Source organism: Microbulbifer thermotolerans (genome assembly GCF_001617625.1).
In the GTDB taxonomy this organism is placed as follows: domain Bacteria; phylum Pseudomonadota; class Gammaproteobacteria; order Pseudomonadales; family Cellvibrionaceae; genus Microbulbifer; species Microbulbifer thermotolerans.
The window spans coordinates 1,498,749-1,514,037 of the sequence record NZ_CP014864.1 but is presented as its reverse complement, the minus strand read 5'-3'; the positions used below and the strand labels follow the sequence as shown (position 1 = coordinate 1,514,037).

Sequence of the window (15,289 nt, the reverse complement as noted above, 5' to 3'; positions counted from 1 at the left end):
CTGGCTTCAAAAATTGGGGCGCAGCGAGGGACAATCAAGCTACTTATTAGTAGCAATCTGGCCATAAAAGTTCTCTATCCAGTGTAAAGCAGCGTTAAGGCCCCGCCATGTCCGCACTGCGCCCGCGCTCCGACCGCGGCCACTTTTGCCACCCCCACACTCAGTACGGCGCCACCGAGCTGGGAGCCCCCCTCTTTTACTTTCCCGCGCAAAGTGGTGACAAACACGGTATTGTGATGGCCGGCACCCACGGCGACGAAGTTGCGGCAGTGGTGGCACTTTCCTGCGCCCTGCGCGCACTGCCGCCGTCAGCACTGCGCCACCATGTGATACTCGCCGTAAACCCCGACGGCTGCCAGCTGGGGCTTAGAGCCAACGCCCGTGGCGTAGACTTGAACCGCAACTTCGCCACCGCCAACTGGGACGGCAGCGGCACCACCTACCGCTGGAACAGCGAGGCGGAAGCGCGCGACGTGCGTCTGAGCACCGGCAGCAAACCGGGTTCAGAGAAAGAAACCCGAGCCCTCTGCCGGTTGATTGCCGAATTACAGCCCGCCTGGGCAGTATCCATCCACGAGCCCCTTGCCTGTGTCGAAGCCCCCGATGACAGCACCCTCGGCCAATGGCTGGCAGGGCAACTGCAGCTGCCACTGGTCAATGATATTGGATACCAGACTCCCGGCTCCTTCGGCACCTGGTGCGCCGAGCGCAGCTTACCGTGCATCACAGTGGAGCTTCCCCCCGTCTCCGCGGATGCGGCCAGTGAAACCTATCTACAAGCGCTGATTCAGTTGCTGACTTACGAGCAGTAACCCCACCTCGGCCGGTGAACCGAACGGTGGGCCGCCCCGCAGGCCTGCGATATAACTAAAGAGTCTTTCATTAATTCGCCCTTACAACGACAAGGTTATGTCGAGAGCAGATGAGAAGTTCAGGTGATGAAATCGGCAGCTCCGCCGTTTGTAGCACTCATTTCATTACCGGAACACCTTGAGTGCACCAAAGCACGCCCGCAAAGGCACCCGAATGTTGAAGGAAAGAAAAGATGAGCCCCTGTCAGCGGGACGTTTCCAGATGCAGAAGTACTGGTGCATAGGTAGGATCGGCGGCGTGGCGACGACTGTGCAACCGTACCACAGCGGCTCCGCCGAGCAATCCTATGAGTGCGCCAGCCATGGCCCCGAACTCACCGGCCAGGGCCTGGCCTCCCAGGGCCGCCAGCACCAGGGAAATCAGCGGCAACAGGTACACCAGCAAGGCCCCACTGGCCAAAGCGTTTTCACCGATACCAATCACAACGGTATCGTGCAAAGCGATATCGTCTGGGTCCCAGCTGTTCAGTGCCACACGAATACGTGAAGCCGATGAGAAATAGCCGCTCAGCAGCCCTGTACCGCAGCTGCCCTGCGAGCTGCAACCGCTACAGCCTCCGCGCTGGGTGGTCTCCACCCAAATGGCGTCCGGCTCTATCGCTACCACCCTTCCTCGTTCTTCCAACAAACCGGCACTCTCCGTTCAGCCACCCACAGCTACCGCGCCCGCAACACGCCGGGCAGTTGTGTCGGGAATTTCGCCCACAACCGTAACTGTGTAGTTGACACCATCCACTACCAGACGGTCCATATAGGCGACTGTAGCGCCGCGAATAGCCCGCCCTTTGAACTCCAGCTTTGGAGACAGGCGCTGCACGAACACAGTGAAAACACTGATTCCGTCGCTAAACACCAGCATGTCACCATCGGACAGAGGTTTGACCAGCACGGCCTGGAAACCGTCCGGCAACCAACGCAATTGCCAGCGGCTTTGCGCATTTGCACAGGGATTGCGGTTATCAATACGGCGCGCATCTTTGGAGTGCGGCTGCAAATCGGCGTCCTGCACCGGTGAAAGATCCAGCTGCACAAACTGATAACGCTCCAGTACCCGCCCCTTGGCACTCACGAGCATAGATTTCAACGGCAAGCCCGTCTCCCGGTCGAGACTGACCACCAGCCCCAGGCGGTGATGATCCCGCGGGCGCGCCTCGATCACCACGGCCTCGCGATCGGCGATACGCTCTTCACCGCGCAGAATAAACTGATAGTTGCGCTGCACCTTTTGCTGACCGGCTTGAGTCCATAGCGCTGTGCGCGCTACGGGGCTGGTGGGCTCTTCGCAACCCCGTGCGCTACCATGGCTGATCAGCTCGCGCGGCTCACCGCTCAAATAACGCACCCGCTCTACCGAATCGCCATCGCGCACAGCGTGCACAACTTGTATGGTCTCCAGCATACCCGCGTGCTCGAAAGTCACCAGGCCGTGGTATTCAAGCTCGGAAACCGCACGGGCCAACTTGCCCAGCCAATGCTCCACCGGCACTTCGCCGTCCTGGGCTCGGGAGGCCGGAGCCAACAGAAACAAAGCCAACAGCAGGCTGTTGGCTTTTATAACGATTGCAGAAAAAGACCAGCGATCGTTCACAGGCACTCCAGGGCTACATATCAAGCTGTTCACCATAAGTGGCGCGTGCAAAAGGCACCATTCCCTGGCTACCCACATGGGCGGCCTGCTCCGAGTGTTGAATCATCACCCGGTTCAGGTGGCGCATCAGCTCGGGGGTGGGGACCTGTTGAATCACGGCCTGGCCACTGCCTCCCGGCTGGTAGTCGGGCACCAAGCGCGGAGACGCGGTACTGACAGAGCGGGCACTGGGCGCGGGGACATAAAAGCCGGAAGGCTGTGATGCGGACTGCACCGGCTGCTGGGCCGGGCGCTCCACTTCCGCCACCAGCTCGGTACCGGAGTCCCGCTGCACCGAAGAAATTTGCTGCACCCCGAGAATCGCCGCGAAAGCCACTGTCGCCGCCACCGCACCCCGGCTCATGGGACGCCACCAACGGCTGTCACGCCATCCGCCAGGTGCTCCGCCACCACCGCCACCGGATTGCATGGGCGGTTCCTCCCTTTCTATAGCAGCGGAAATGCGCGCCGCCAAGTCACCGTCCACTGGAGCAATCTGTTCCCGGCGCAGCACACTGGCCGCCAACTGATAGCGTGACCAGCGCGCCCCCACCTCGGAGGAAGCCGCACTTGCCTTAAGCAACCGCTGCAGCTCCAGCTCGCCGACCTCACCATCCATCAGCGCTGACAGCGACTCGTACAGACGTTCCTGATGCTTTCCGTGGGACATAGGGGGTAACCCTCTCTGCTCTGTGCGATATTTTTTAGTGCCCGGACAGGCACCCTTTTGGTTGTTACTTTTGACCAGGGATGCGGAGCTTTGTTTCGCCACCAGCGAAAAAATTCAACCGCGGTCTCCCAGCGTCTCGGGCTCACCGGCCATGACCGCCTGAACCGTGCGGTCTATGGCCTCGCGAGCGCGGAAGATACGCGAGCGCACCGTGCCCACAGGGCACCCCATTACCTCTGCGATCTCCTCGTAACTGAGCCCCTCCATTTCGCGCAATGTCACCGCCGAGCGCAGATCCTCCGGCAGGGCGCGAATAGCTTCGTGAACCGCGGCCTCAAGCTGGTCGCGAAACAACTGGTTCTCCGGCGTCTCATTGTCCCGCAACAGATCGGCACCGGAATAAAACTCGGCATCGTCCAAGTCCACGTCCGAGGATGGCGGGCGGCGACTGCGGGAAACCAAGTGATTTTTGGCGGTATTGATGGCGATTCGATACATCCACGTATAGAAAGCGCTTTCGCCACGAAAATTGGCCAGCGCCCGGTAGGCCTTGACAAAGGCCTCCTGTGTTACGTCCTGCACCTCGCTGTGGTCTTTGATAAAGCGGCTGATTACCGCGACGATCTTGTGCTGATATTTCAGCACCAACAGGTCGAAGGCGCGCTTATCCCCCTTCTGAACCCGCTCCACCAGCTGGCGGTCACTCTGTGGCGCCGATTGCGCTGTCATCCCCTACTCCCTTTACGCCCAAAAACAACAGTCGCACCGCAAGCTCCGCGACTGAAAATCGCGGGGATGCCGACGCAGGCGCTTCTTGTATCGTGTTGATGACAATGGCAATAGGGCATAAGTTCCGAGCCAAATCGACGAATTCAAAGGAAGCGCTATACTACGCGACCCCTAAACATAAATGAAATCTATGAAAGCACAGGTCCCACCCAATCCCAAAGACTTCGATGTACTGGTCATCGGCAGTGGTGCCGCGGGCCTGACACTGGCCCTGCACCTGGCGAGACGCCACAGTGTGGCCCTGCTGTCCAAACAACGACTGCAGGACGGTTCCACCTGGTTTGCCCAGGGAGGCATTGCCGCGGTACTCGACGAAATGGACTCGGCGGACTCCCACATCGCCGACACCCTAGACGCTGGTGCCGGTCTCTGCCACCCGGATGCCGTGCGATTCACCGTGGAGAACAGTGCCGCCGCCATCCGCTGGCTGATCGAACAGGGCGTGGACTTTACGCGCGAGGAGAGCGGCTATCATCTGACCAAAGAGGGAGGCCACAGCCACCGCCGCATAATCCACAGCGCCGACGCTACCGGCCGCGCCGTGCACAGCACCCTGATCGAGCGAGTGCGGGAAGTCAAAAATATCCACTGCTTCGAACACCATGTGGCACTGGACCTGATCCGTCAGCCGGACCCGGTCAAAGGCCGTTTCCGCTGTGCGGGCGCCTATGTATACAACAAGGCCACAGAAGATGTGGAACTGTTCCAGGCCAAGGCAGTGGTTCTCGCCACAGGGGGCGCCAGCAAGGCCTATCTCTATACCAGCAACCCGGACGGTGCCAGCGGCGACGGCATCGCCATGGCCTGGCGCGCTGGCTGCCGGGTCGCCAATATGGAATTCAACCAATTCCACCCCACCTGCCTCTACCACCCCAAAGCCAAGGCTTCGCTCGTCACCGAGGCCCTGCGCGGCGAGGGGGCGCAACTAAAACTGCCCAACGGCAACCGATTTATGCATCGCTTCGATAAACGCGGCGAACTGGCGCCGCGGGACATAGTGGCGCGCGCCATAGACCATGAGATGAAGCGTATCGGTGCCGACTGCGTTTACCTGGATATTTCCCACAAGGACCCGCAGTTCGTGCGCGAACACTTCCCCACCGTTTACAAAAACTGCCTGCAGTACGGTATCGATATCACCAAAGAACCTATCCCGGTGGTACCCGCGGCGCACTACACTTGCGGCGGCGTCATCGTCGACCAGTTTGGCCGCACAGACCTCGACCAACTCTACGCCATTGGCGAAACCACTTTCACCGGCCTGCACGGCGCCAACCGCCTGGCCAGCAACTCCCTGCTGGAATGCCTGGTCTACGGCCGGTCCGCCGCACTGCACCTGGAAGAGACGCTGGACTCGGTACAACCGCCGCGCCGCGCCCCGGCCTGGGACGCCTCGCGGGTAACCGATTCAGATGAAGACGTGGTGATCTCTCACAACTGGGAGGAGCTGCGCCGCTTTATGTGGGACTATGTGGGCATTGTGCGCACACGCAAACGCCTACTTCGAGCTCAGCACCGGGTAAAGCTTCTGCAACAGGAAATTCGTGAGTTTTACGCCAACTATAAGGTCAACAGCGACCTGATTGAGCTACGCAACTTGGCACTAGTGTCCGATCTCATCATCCGCTCGGCCCTAGACCGCCGCGAAAGCCGCGGCCTACACTACTCCCTGGACTACCCGGACCTGCGCGAACTGGCGATGGACACCATTCTGGTGCCGGAAAACTTCGCCGGACAGCGGCAATTCGTCTGACCACAGAGGGCGGAGCTGCCCGCCCTTTCCGGCCCGAGGTATTGCAGGACAACCTTCTTCCTGCCTCCCCAGAACCAACAACCGCGCTCCCGCAAATGCTTTTGCGGCTTCCCCCTTAATAATTCGCCTCCTGACGGTAAAGGCTCTTCGGTGTTGGATGAGAAGCCTAGGTGATGGGATGGACATTTCGAAATCGTCGGATACACGGATGTATCCGCCGAAGCGACAGGAACGCACTCGTGCGTTTGCGAAATGCCCATCCCATTGCCTGAGCGCCTCGAAGCCAGCTACAGCGCCCAAGCGAATTAATCAGTTCCCTAGCGCGAAAACCGCAGCGCCACCTGCAACCGCCGCCAGTCATCCCCATGCATGGAATCCCGCGCTAACACCAGCCGCAGGCGGCGCCCCCGCAGATCCCGGCCATTAATCACTATCAACCAGCGCCACAGCACCAGCTCGCCGCGCAACGTAAACTCGCTCTCCACCCCGTCGCCCTCGCGCCAAAACCAGCGCCGCTCACGGGTGCTCAGCACGCCGGACATCGAGCGCAGCCGGCGGTATTCAAAGCCCATATAGATCAGCACCAGGGCCACCGCGGGCAAGAAGAGATAAAGCGGTAAACGGCACCACCAGAGCAGTGCCAGCGCTTGCAGAAGTGTCAGAAGAAGAAGGCTGAAAAGAAGGCGGGAAGGTGCCACGGCACAGGACAGCCGGGCACTGCGTTCGGAGGACAGGGAATGCGCATTACTCCTGCAGACCGGTGTTGTCACGGATAATCTGCACTATTCGCAACAAATCCGGATCCGCCGGGTCCTCGCGGCGCAAAAACCAGGCAAACAAATCCTGATCCTGCTCGTCCAGCAATTTGATATAGCGCTGCTGGTCAGCCTCGTCCAGGGTATCGTAGACATTCTCCAGAAACGGCAGCAGTACCAGGTCCAGTTCCAACATGCCGCGGCGACTGGCCCAAAACAGGCGATTGCGATCCATAGGTTAAATTCCACCCCGTTAAATATGCGCGCAGTATACTCCCCTCCCCCGCAAAGTTGAAAAGTCGCATGAAGCTTGAAAAGCCCTCACCGATCCCCAAATTATCCTCCTCATCAACCCAGAGGCGTGGAATATATGGATCAACAGCAATGGCAGGACTTTCTCACAGGCGAAGGCGCCATTTGGGAAGGACCTAAAGCGCACTTTCCGGAAACAGAGGCGGACCTGCATCTGGTTGACCTGACCCCGCTTGGCGCCATCTCCATCAAAGGCCCCGACAGCCAAAAATTCCTCCAGGGGCAGCTCACCTGCGACCTGATCACTCTGCCGGACGGCCGCAGCACCCTGGGCGCCCACTGCAACCCCAAAGGCCGCATGATCAGCGCCTTTAACGCCCTCAAGGTGTCCCAACAGGAATTTGTTTTCCGCATGCCTAGGGATCTGACCAACATCGCGCGTGATGCCCTGGCCAAGTACGCAGTTTTCTTCAAAACCGAGCTAGCAGACATTAGTGAACATTTCCGCTGGCTGGGACTGCAGGGTAAAAACGCCCCCCAGGCTACCACAAAGCTATTGGGCCTGAACGATCTGACGGCCGGTGAAGTACGCACGTTTGACTTCAAGGGCGAACGCATCCTGGTGCAGGCACTGAACGACCGTCAAGTGGCACTGCTCGTACCCAGTGTGTCAGCTCCAGGCCTCTGGCAGCAACTGAGTGACAAAGCCGATCCCGCTGGCTACGACCGCTGGCAACAACTGCAAATTGAAAATGGTGTTCCCCAACTGTACGCCGCCACCAGTGAACTGTTTATCCCGCAGATGACCAACCTGCACCTACTCGGGGGTGTCAGTTTCAAGAAAGGCTGTTACACCGGCCAGGAAGTTGTGGCGCGAATGCAATTCCGCGGCGCCGCCAAACGCCGCCTCTACCGCGCCATCTGCCCCTCCGGAGAAATACCTACACCAGGACAACCGGTCTTTGGGGAAGGCGAGCAGAGTATCGGTAATTTGGTGGAATCCTGCCGCAGCGAAAAAGGTATCGAATTGCTGGCCGTACTCACTATCGCCAAAGTGGCTGCCGGGGAACAGATGCGGCTTGAGGATGGAAGGTCACTGGAACTGCAGGAACTACCCTACGACGCGGACGCGGACCCACTCGCTTGAGCAAGCATCCATCCAGCCTTTGGTGGTCGAGGTATTTTCGGGCGGAAACCACCGCCCGCGCCGATTAACGGCATAACCGCAACCGGCTGTTTTCAAGCAGCATGGAGCAGCCGATGCAGCCAGATTCCAACCATGAGATAGATCAGCCAGGCGCATTGCGCTGGGAAGGGTCCCTCCTGAAATCTCCGACCATCTCGTGCGGATCCACCTCTGCCCTATGCGCTCTCGCGGCCTGCCCCCACCAAACCATCTGGTTGAAAGCGCGGCTGAAATAATCAAACCAAGATTCCTTATCTTCTCCCGCCTTGGGCGCCCCATCTTCGGCAAAGACCTCCTGAGCCTTGGGCACATGGATCATTGCAGAAACCGGTAGGCAACCCAGCTCCGAGAGAAATGTACGCATACCAACCGCGGCACGCATACCTCCCCACTGTCCGGCTGAATAGGTCACAATCACACTGGGCTTGTAGGAAAACAGGGAGCTCCCGAAGTGATTTAGCAGGTTGGCCAATGCCGGGCTCATGGAATGGTTGTACTCCGGGCTGACCATGATATACCCGTCGGCAGACGCAATCTTCTCGGCCAGCGCCTCTAACGCGACCGGCGCTTGGCCTTTCGCGTAAGCAAAGTGCGGTTTGAACACCTTCTCCAACGGATATTCCAGGGAATCGACCAGCTCCACTTCATGCTCACTATAACGGCTGCCCAAACACTCAAGGCAAGCCTTGGCCACCCGCACGCCAAGACGCGCAGGCCTCGGTGGTGCACTTTCACGAACGGTGCCTAGAAAAAGCAGAAACTTCATCGGCAGTACTCCAGTAATCACTGAATCCGCAGATTAACATACATAAAGAGTCGCTATGAGCAGAAGGCTAACGTTCAGGATATGGTGTAAATCATTCCGGACTTATCGGAGGTGAACTCGCCTCGAGAATGGAATCTATGAAAAATCTGAGATGATTCCCAAAGGCAGTTTATTGGCAATCAGTAGGATTGATCAGCAAACTCAATCATAAAACGGTTTAGTGCAGGTCCGAGTTACGCGTCGAAATAATCCAGCTTTTCGCTGCTGTCTGTATCGTCACAACCTCTCCGTCCAACGGACTTGTAATCCCCCCAGAAAACTCTTTTCAATGCGTTACAAACCGCGTGTAGATGCAAGCTGTATCTTGGTATTGGAGTTACTCCGCCGCAATGGCATCCGGAAAGCCTGTTAGGGAACCTCTGATTAATTCGCGAGAACACTATGATAGCTTCTGGGGCGCTCAGGTAATAGGGCGGATATTTCGAAAACGCACGAGTACTTCCCTGTAGCTTCGACGGATACATCCCTGTATCCGACGGTTTCGAAATATCCGTCCTATCACCTGAGCTTCACATCCACCCGCGAAGAGCCTCTGCCACCAGAAAGTGATTTAATCAGAGGTTCCTTAGGGAGTGGTTCTTTAGCTCGGCCCGAAAGCAGCCTATACCGTCATCTCGACAAGCTTCTGAGTAGAAGTGTTCAAGCCAGCCCCGGTCTTAACGCCTTTGGCACGCTTGGTGAAATGTTCTTTGAATGTTGTTCGAGACCCCAATTGCTCATGGTTCCGCTTGTGCTATTCTCCGGTTAGGGCGCGAGGGCATGGGCAGTTACACAATCTAAATTACAACCTTCGATGCATAAAAAATTGCACTTATTACTTGAAACCAAAATTCACGAGTTTCAGCGATAAAACCAGTGTTTATCCATTAGTGATAACGACTACAGATAAATGGCCCACCCCACACCCAGAGCATTCCTGCCAAAGCAACAGTGCTCACGCTCTTATCAAAGACTGCGCACGAATACTCATAACTTCCATTATCTTTGTAGACGGAAATTTACATTTCCACAGCCACCCGCTGCAATGCCGAAACCGGCGGCAAAGCCCAGTTAATCGGCTGCTGACCGTGCTGTTGCAGCCACTGGTTGGTCTGTGAAAATGGTTTGGTTCCGAAAAAGCCGCGGTGTGCGGATAAGGGAGAAGGATGCGGAGCGCGCAGAACCAGATGTTTGTTGCGATCGATAAAGGCACCCTTCTTTTGTGCGTAGCTGCCCCAAAGGATAAACACCAAACCCTGGCGCTGTTCCGCCAGCTTGTGAATGGCGGCATCGGTAAAGCGCTCCCAGCCGCGGCCCTGGTGGGCTCCTGCCCTGCTGCGCTCTACGGTGAGAGTCGCATTCAGCAGCAGAACGCCTTGTTCTGCCCAAGGCTGCAGGCAGCCGTGGTCAGAGGGGGAGATGCCCAGGTCGGACTGCAATTCCTTGAAAATATTTTGCAATGATGGCGGCAGCGGTACGCCGGGCATCACGGAAAAACACAGGCCGTGGGCCTGACCGGGGCCGTGGTACGGGTCCTGGCCGAGGATGACAACTTTGACCTGCTCGAAGGGGGTAGAGTTAAAAGCATTGAAAATCTGCGGACCAAGGGGATAGATCACCTTGCCTGCGGCTTTTTCCGCGCGCAGGAACTCGCGCAGCTCCGTCATATAGGGCTGCTGGAATTCATCGCGCAGTACCGCGTACCATGAGGGATGTATTTTTATATTTTCCGGAACCTGCATGCTATTCCTTTAAAAGCCATCATCCAATTTTAGGGAAAGATTTTTTGTATCTGCCGGCGCAGTGCCGGTACGACTTCCTGCTCAAACCAGGGCCTCTGTTTCAGCCACAGAGTATTGCGCGGACTTGGGTGCGGCAGCGGAAAGTAGCCTGCCGGTAGCGCATCCCGGTAATGGCGTACATTTTCGCTGATGCTGCCGTACCAATGCGGCAAATAATACCTTTGGGCATACTGCCCCACCAACAACGTCAACTGTAGATTCGGCAACAATTCCAGCAGCCGTCTGTGCCAGGTATCCGCACATTCGGGTCGCGGCGGCAGATCGCCACCTTTACCGCGGCCGGGGTAGCAAAATCCCATGGGGATAATGGCGATACGGGATTCATCGTAGAAGGTTTCACCATCCATCTGCAGCCAGTCCCGCAGGCGGTCACCGGAGGGGTCATTCCAGGGAATACTGCTCGCGTGCACTTTGGTACCGGGAGCCTGGCCGACAATCAGCAGCTGCGCGGACTCGGCGGCGCGCAAAACTGGATTGGCCCCCAGGGGCAGGTGTTGTTCACAGAGGCGGCAGGAACGGACTTCTTCGAGTAGATTAAGGAGTTGACGGGCAGCCAATGTTTTCCTCTAGGGGTTGCAACCACGCGGTTGTTTTGCCGCGTGCCCTACCGGACTTCGGCGGGAAAGGCCAAGTGTAACAGCAATGCCCGCTTGTCCGCAGTATCCGCAGCGCGGCCGACGTTGTTGTTGTCCAGGACCACGTAGATGCCACTGGCATCCACCGCCAGCCCCTCGCCCTTGCCGTAGCGGGTCTCCGTGTAGACAAATTCGGGGGATTCCTCAATCGCTCTGTAGTCGATGCACCACTCGGCCCGTAGATCGCGCAGGGCGCGCCGGCACACGGCGAAGGCATTGCGCTCCAGGGTAAAGAGAGCGCCGTCATAGTGGGCGAGACCGGTGATATCCTCGGCGCGGCCGCGGAAGTCGAGGCCAGCCACCGCGGGAATGGGGAATACTTGTGCTTCGCCCCCGGCAGGCAAGTGCAGCAATCCCCGCGGTTCGCGCTCCATGGCGACCCAAAAGTCACTGCCGATTCGAACCAGGCCTTCGGTACCGGCGTTGACTTTCTGTAAATATCCCTGCCGCCGCACCTGAAAAACCCAGTCGCCCGCCAGCCAGGCGGCACCATCAACAGTGAGTTGGGCAATGCGGCTGTAGCGCTCGCTGACAAGGTAGACGCCGTCACTATCGCAGCTGATGCCCTCAAAATCCATTGCCGTGTCCGGTCGGATTGCCTGCGACAGCGCCGCCAAAAACCCTCCCGGTGCCTCCTCTGGGATCGCCAGCCCGGCGACCTGCTGATAGGCTTTCAGCGCCGCACCGGACGGCGACAGTTCCAATGCGTAAATTTCCGACGAGTTCTTATCAGATACCGCCAGCAGGGTGCCATGGCAAAATGTCAGCCCGGAAATATCCAGGCCCGGGCTGTTGTCCACCCAGTAAGCGGAAAGCAGCTGTGCCGGAGTAACGGAACTGGCCGCCGCGAACGGCGACAGCCAAAGAATAGAAAGAATCAGATATCTCAACAAAGGATTTCCAGTCATCAATCGCGGAAATTGGTGAACTGCAAGGGCTGATCCAGTTCCTTGCCTTTAAGCATTGCGATCACCTGCTGCAAGTCGTCGCGCTTCTTGCCGGTAACCCGAACCTGCTCGCCCTGGATAGATGCTTGCACCTTCAGTTTTTCGTCCTTGATGAGTTTAACGATCTTTTTTGACAATTCTTTTTCCAGACCATTTTTCAAGGTGACGGCCACTTTTATCTGCTTGCCGGATTGTTCCGGCTCGCCAACGGTCATCGCCAGCGGATCGATACTGCACTTGATCAACGCCGCGCGCAGCATGTCTACCATTTGTGTGACCTGAATGTCCGCCTCGGCACGTACAGTCAGATCAAAGCCGTTCATCTCCACCTGTGCATCCACGCCCTTGAAGTCGAAGCGATTGGCTACAGTCCGGTTTACTTGGTCAACGGCATTGGTCAGCTGGTGTTTGTCCACTTCGGACACTATGTCAAATGAGGGCATCTATCGCTTGCTCCGTTTTTCTTTCCCGTTTCTTATTGCAGTACCTGTGGAGTAATCTCCACCGTATGTCTGGCGTCACTGAGCCAGATATGGCCATCCTGAATGGTCACATTTAAATCCATGCTGCGCTCGGCCATCGCCGCTAAGGATTCCGTCGCATCCGCGCACAACTGATAGACGCGCAAATTTTCAAAGCGCGCCAGGGCGCCGCCCTGCTTCTGCCACCACACAGGCGCGGTGCGGCGCCCGTAACTGTACACCAAAACCCGACGCGCCCTGTTACACGCCTTGCGTAGACGCTCCTCCGCCGGCAGCCCCACTTCAACCCAGAGCTCCAGTTCACCGGCGAGATCCCGCTGCCACAAGTCGGCCTCATCATCGGAGCTGAGCCCGCGGGTAAACTCGAGTTCTCGTGCCGCATTGTGGGCAAAAGCCAAGAGGCGCACCATCATGCGTTCATCGGTTTCCGACGGATGGCGTGCCAGCGTGAGCTGATAGTCGCCATAGTGGTCCCGATCCATATCGGCGACCTGTAATTGGGCTTTGAAGATAGTCGCTTTTAACGCCATTTCGGCTCCGTGTATGCGCCAGCTCCAGCAATGGAGGAACGGCGGGCTATTCTTGGGTGGTTTCCTAAAAAAGTAAGGAACCTCTGAGTAATTCGCTCGCGCCCTGTTATTGCCTGCAAAGCGTGCAATATCATTTCCGCCCGGAAGCGAATTATTCGGCAGTTCCCTAGACACAGGGGCACTCCGTATGAATTTCGCCATCGCCGGCAACCGTCGGCTCTGCACAGGTACCCTGCTCTGTTTGCTGTTGCTCGGACTCGGCGGCTGCGGCATCAACAATATTCCCACCAATGACGAACAGGTAAAAGCCGCCTGGGCCCAAGTGGAGAACCAGTACCAGCGCCGCGCCGATCTGATTCCCAACCTGGTGAAAACCGTGAAGGCCTACGCCGCCCACGAGCGCGAAACTCTAGAGGCGGTGACCGAGGCTCGCGCCAAAGTGGGCGCAATACAAGTGGACCAAAATCTGATTGACGACCCGGCCAAGTTACAGCAGTTCGAGGCTGCTCAAGCGCAGCTGTCCAGCGCCCTGGCGCGCCTGATGGTGGTGGTGGAACGCTACCCCAACTTGAAGGCGGATCAAAATTTCCTCGCCTTGCAATCCCAGCTGGAGGGCACCGAAAACCGCATCAGTGTGGCGCGGCGGGATTATATCCAGGCTGTGGAACGCTACAACCGGGAAATCCGTACCTTTCCGGGGCGAATCTGGCATACGATTCTCTATAGCGATATGCCGCTGCGAGAAACCTTCAAAGCCACCGGAGAGGACGTGGAAAAAGCGCCGCAGGTCGATTTTCAGTAACCGCGTCGCGAATTTGCCATGAGTCGCCGCATCACAACGGTCACATCAGCCCTCGCCGCTCTGATCTGCGCCGCAAGCGCATTGGCCCAGGTACAGTTCCCGCCACTGTCCGGACGCGTGGTGGACAGGGCCGGATTACTCAGCCCCGAAGCAGAGTACAGACTGACGGAAATCATGCAGAAGCATGAAAAGGAGACCGGCAATCAATTGGTAGTGGCCACCCTGAACGACCTGCAGGGCCTGACGATCGAAGAATACGGCTACCAACTTGGACGCCACTGGCAATTGGGCCAGAAGGATAAAAACAACGGCGCACTGCTGCTGGTGGCGGCCGATGAGCGCAAGGTAAGGATTGAAGTGGGCTATGGCCTGGAGGGCGCACTCACCGATGCGCTGGCGGCCAACATAATCCATACCAAAATCCTGCCTAAATTTAGAGCCGGCGATTTTGATAGTGGCGTCACTGCGGGTATCGAGTCGATGATCGCTGCGATCGGAAACGAATATGTAGCCGAACCGACGAAAACCGGGGGCGAACGCCGCCTGGCAATTTTGGTCGGCCTGTTCCTGTTGCTGGTGATGCTGCAACTGTTCGGCGCCTCGGTACTGGGCGCCCCCGCGGGCAGCCGCGGCTTCAAACGCGGCCGCTACGGAGGCTATTACGGCGGAGGTGGATTCGGCGGCGGCGCTGGCGGGGGTGGTTTTGGCGGTGGTGGCGGCGGCTTTGGCGGGGGCGGCGCATCCGGAGGATGGTGATGGCCAGGCAGATACTCAACAGCGACTACCGGCGCAAAGTCGCCGAAACCATTAAGGAAGTGGAATCGCGCACCGACGCGGAACTGGTCACGGTGCTGGCGCGGGAGGCGGACAACTACTTGTATATTTCCACTCTCTGGGCTGCTTTTCTGGTCCTGTTGCTGACTCCCCTGCTACACCTGCTGCCCCAATGGCTGAGCCACCAGCAAATTTTTACCCTGCAGTGGATTCTGTTTATCACGCTGGCAGTGCTGTTCCGCTGGCGCCCGCTGACCATGCGGCTGGTCCCCCAAAAAGTGAAATACTGGCGCGCCGCCAACCTGGCCCGACGCCAATTTCTCGAGCAAGAACTGCACAGCACCGAGGGGCGCCTGGGGCTTTTAATCTTTGTCGCCGAGGCAGAGCACTATGTCGAAATACTGGTGGACCGGGGACTGGCGGAGCTGATTAACAACGAAGCCTGGCGGGAAATCATCGAAAACTTTATCCGCGAAATCAAGCGCGGAAAAACTGGAGAAGCCTTTATACACTGCATCGAACAGTGCGGCGAGCTGCTACAGGAGGCTGCTCCCGCCACAGCGATAAAAAATGAATTGCCCAACCATCTGATTATTTTGGATTAAGTA

Annotated in this window: 18 protein-coding genes; 6 read left to right on the top strand and 12 right to left on the bottom strand. The window is 57.8% G+C overall.

Annotated elements, in window-relative coordinates:
* Positions 1 to 107 precede the first annotated feature (107 nt).
* Positions 108 to 812, top strand: coding sequence for a murein tripeptide amidase MpaA (gene mpaA / locus A3224_RS06415; RefSeq protein ID WP_067152695.1), 705 nt, complete (start codon positions 108 to 110; stop codon positions 810 to 812).
* 244 nt (positions 813 to 1,056) lie between these two features.
* On the opposite strand, the gene A3224_RS06410 is transcribed toward mpaA, so the two are convergent.
* The 4 genes from A3224_RS06410 to rpoE form a co-directional block, all read right to left on the bottom strand.
* Complete coding sequence (locus A3224_RS06410; RefSeq protein WP_197463075.1) at positions 1,057 to 1,500, bottom strand: SoxR reducing system RseC family protein; 444 nt, start codon at positions 1,498 to 1,500, stop codon at positions 1,057 to 1,059.
* Positions 1,501 to 1,515: 15 nt separating this feature from the next.
* Entirely contained in the window at positions 1,516 to 2,460 is a 945-nt protein-coding gene (locus tag A3224_RS06405; protein WP_067152690.1) for a MucB/RseB C-terminal domain-containing protein, read from the bottom strand.
* 13 nt (positions 2,461 to 2,473) lie between these two features.
* The gene (locus tag A3224_RS06400; RefSeq protein WP_074900870.1) at positions 2,474 to 3,169 is read right to left on the bottom strand and encodes a sigma-E factor negative regulatory protein; all 696 of its coding nucleotides are present in this window, start codon (positions 3,167 to 3,169) and stop codon (positions 2,474 to 2,476) included.
* 114 nt (positions 3,170 to 3,283) lie between these two features.
* Positions 3,284 to 3,898 (bottom strand): RNA polymerase sigma factor RpoE, encoded by a 615-nt coding sequence (gene rpoE, locus A3224_RS06395; protein WP_067152688.1) that lies wholly within the window; start codon positions 3,896 to 3,898, stop codon positions 3,284 to 3,286.
* 181 nt (positions 3,899 to 4,079) lie between these two features.
* Between rpoE and nadB the strand changes: the two genes are divergently transcribed.
* The gene (gene nadB, locus A3224_RS06390) at positions 4,080 to 5,711 is read left to right on the top strand and encodes an L-aspartate oxidase (RefSeq protein WP_067152686.1); all 1,632 of its coding nucleotides are present in this window, start codon (positions 4,080 to 4,082) and stop codon (positions 5,709 to 5,711) included.
* 317 nt (positions 5,712 to 6,028) lie between these two features.
* Here the strand turns inward: nadB and A3224_RS06385 are convergent, their stop codons facing one another.
* Complete coding sequence (locus A3224_RS06385; protein WP_082817408.1) at positions 6,029 to 6,481, bottom strand: protein YgfX; 453 nt, start codon at positions 6,479 to 6,481, stop codon at positions 6,029 to 6,031.
* Complete coding sequence (locus A3224_RS06380) at positions 6,456 to 6,701, bottom strand: FAD assembly factor SdhE (protein ID WP_067152682.1); 246 nt, start codon at positions 6,699 to 6,701, stop codon at positions 6,456 to 6,458. The genes A3224_RS06385 and A3224_RS06380 overlap by 26 nt, the downstream gene beginning before the upstream one ends.
* Before the next feature lie 135 nt (positions 6,702 to 6,836).
* Here A3224_RS06380 and ygfZ point away from each other — a divergent pair, with 135 nt between their 5' ends.
* Positions 6,837 to 7,865 (top strand): CAF17-like 4Fe-4S cluster assembly/insertion protein YgfZ, encoded by a 1,029-nt coding sequence (gene ygfZ / locus A3224_RS06375; RefSeq protein ID WP_067152679.1) that lies wholly within the window; start codon positions 6,837 to 6,839, stop codon positions 7,863 to 7,865.
* Positions 7,866 to 8,007: 142 nt separating this feature from the next.
* Here ygfZ and A3224_RS06370 read toward each other — a convergent pair whose 3' ends face one another.
* The 6 genes from A3224_RS06370 to A3224_RS06345 form a co-directional block, all read right to left on the bottom strand.
* The gene (locus A3224_RS06370; RefSeq protein WP_067152678.1) at positions 8,008 to 8,670 is read right to left on the bottom strand and encodes an NADPH-dependent FMN reductase; all 663 of its coding nucleotides are present in this window, start codon (positions 8,668 to 8,670) and stop codon (positions 8,008 to 8,010) included.
* Positions 8,671 to 9,728: 1,058 nt separating this feature from the next.
* Positions 9,729 to 10,451 carry a uracil-DNA glycosylase gene (gene ung, locus A3224_RS06365; RefSeq protein ID WP_067152675.1) on the bottom strand — a complete coding sequence of 241 codons (723 nt, stop codon included), beginning with the start codon at positions 10,449 to 10,451 and terminating at the stop codon, positions 9,729 to 9,731.
* Between the two features lie 29 nt (positions 10,452 to 10,480).
* Complete coding sequence (locus tag A3224_RS06360; RefSeq protein WP_067152672.1) at positions 10,481 to 11,068, bottom strand: uracil-DNA glycosylase family protein; 588 nt, start codon at positions 11,066 to 11,068, stop codon at positions 10,481 to 10,483.
* Between the two features lie 47 nt (positions 11,069 to 11,115).
* Positions 11,116 to 12,039: an esterase-like activity of phytase family protein gene (locus tag A3224_RS06355; protein ID WP_156481432.1), complete on the bottom strand. Its 924-nt coding sequence runs from the start codon at positions 12,037 to 12,039 to the stop codon at positions 11,116 to 11,118.
* A gap of 14 nt (positions 12,040 to 12,053) precedes the next feature.
* Positions 12,054 to 12,536 (bottom strand): YajQ family cyclic di-GMP-binding protein, encoded by a 483-nt coding sequence (locus A3224_RS06350; RefSeq protein ID WP_067152668.1) that lies wholly within the window; start codon positions 12,534 to 12,536, stop codon positions 12,054 to 12,056.
* Positions 12,537 to 12,568: 32 nt separating this feature from the next.
* Positions 12,569 to 13,105 carry a YaeQ family protein gene (locus A3224_RS06345; protein WP_067152666.1) on the bottom strand — a complete coding sequence of 179 codons (537 nt, stop codon included), beginning with the start codon at positions 13,103 to 13,105 and terminating at the stop codon, positions 12,569 to 12,571.
* Positions 13,106 to 13,292: 187 nt separating this feature from the next.
* Between A3224_RS06345 and A3224_RS06340 the strand changes: the two genes are divergently transcribed.
* Genes A3224_RS06340 through A3224_RS06330 form a run of 3 tightly spaced genes read left to right on the top strand, consistent with a single transcriptional unit; the run spans position 13,293 to position 15,286 of the window.
* Positions 13,293 to 13,907, top strand: a complete 615-nt coding sequence (locus A3224_RS06340; protein WP_082817407.1) for a LemA family protein — start codon at positions 13,293 to 13,295, stop codon at positions 13,905 to 13,907.
* Between the two features lie 18 nt (positions 13,908 to 13,925).
* Positions 13,926 to 14,663 carry a TPM domain-containing protein gene (locus A3224_RS06335; protein ID WP_067152664.1) on the top strand — a complete coding sequence of 246 codons (738 nt, stop codon included), beginning with the start codon at positions 13,926 to 13,928 and terminating at the stop codon, positions 14,661 to 14,663.
* A complete protein-coding gene (locus A3224_RS06330) occupies positions 14,663 to 15,286 on the top strand; it encodes a TPM domain-containing protein (RefSeq protein WP_231902477.1) in 624 nt (207 codons plus the stop codon). Before A3224_RS06335 ends, A3224_RS06330 begins: the two co-directional genes overlap by 1 nt.
* Positions 15,287 to 15,289: the final 3 nt, after the last annotated feature.

Excerpts from the sequence above, each read along its gene's own strand:
- mpaA (WP_067152695.1), top strand. The coding sequence starts at position 108 with ATGTCCGCACTGCGCCCGCGCTCCGACCGCGGCCACTTTTGCCACCCC.
- A3224_RS06400 (WP_074900870.1), bottom strand. The coding sequence starts at position 3,169 with ATGTCCCACGGAAAGCATCAGGAACGTCTGTACGAGTCGCTGTCAGCG.
- rpoE (WP_067152688.1), bottom strand. The coding sequence starts at position 3,898 with ATGACAGCGCAATCGGCGCCACAGAGTGACCGCCAGCTGGTGGAGCGG.
- nadB (WP_067152686.1), top strand. The coding sequence starts at position 4,080 with ATGAAATCTATGAAAGCACAGGTCCCACCCAATCCCAAAGACTTCGAT.
- A3224_RS06380 (WP_067152682.1), bottom strand. The coding sequence starts at position 6,701 with ATGGATCGCAATCGCCTGTTTTGGGCCAGTCGCCGCGGCATGTTGGAA.
- ygfZ (WP_067152679.1), top strand. The coding sequence starts at position 6,837 with ATGGATCAACAGCAATGGCAGGACTTTCTCACAGGCGAAGGCGCCATT.
- A3224_RS06370 (WP_067152678.1), bottom strand. The coding sequence starts at position 8,670 with ATGAAGTTTCTGCTTTTTCTAGGCACCGTTCGTGAAAGTGCACCACCG.
- ung (WP_067152675.1), bottom strand. The coding sequence starts at position 10,451 with ATGCAGGTTCCGGAAAATATAAAAATACATCCCTCATGGTACGCGGTA.
- A3224_RS06350 (WP_067152668.1), bottom strand. The coding sequence starts at position 12,536 with ATGCCCTCATTTGACATAGTGTCCGAAGTGGACAAACACCAGCTGACC.
- A3224_RS06345 (WP_067152666.1), bottom strand. The coding sequence starts at position 13,105 with ATGGCGTTAAAAGCGACTATCTTCAAAGCCCAATTACAGGTCGCCGAT.
- A3224_RS06340 (WP_082817407.1), top strand. The coding sequence starts at position 13,293 with ATGAATTTCGCCATCGCCGGCAACCGTCGGCTCTGCACAGGTACCCTG.
- A3224_RS06335 (WP_067152664.1), top strand. The coding sequence starts at position 13,926 with ATGAGTCGCCGCATCACAACGGTCACATCAGCCCTCGCCGCTCTGATC.
- A3224_RS06330 (WP_231902477.1), top strand. The coding sequence starts at position 14,663 with ATGGCCAGGCAGATACTCAACAGCGACTACCGGCGCAAAGTCGCCGAA.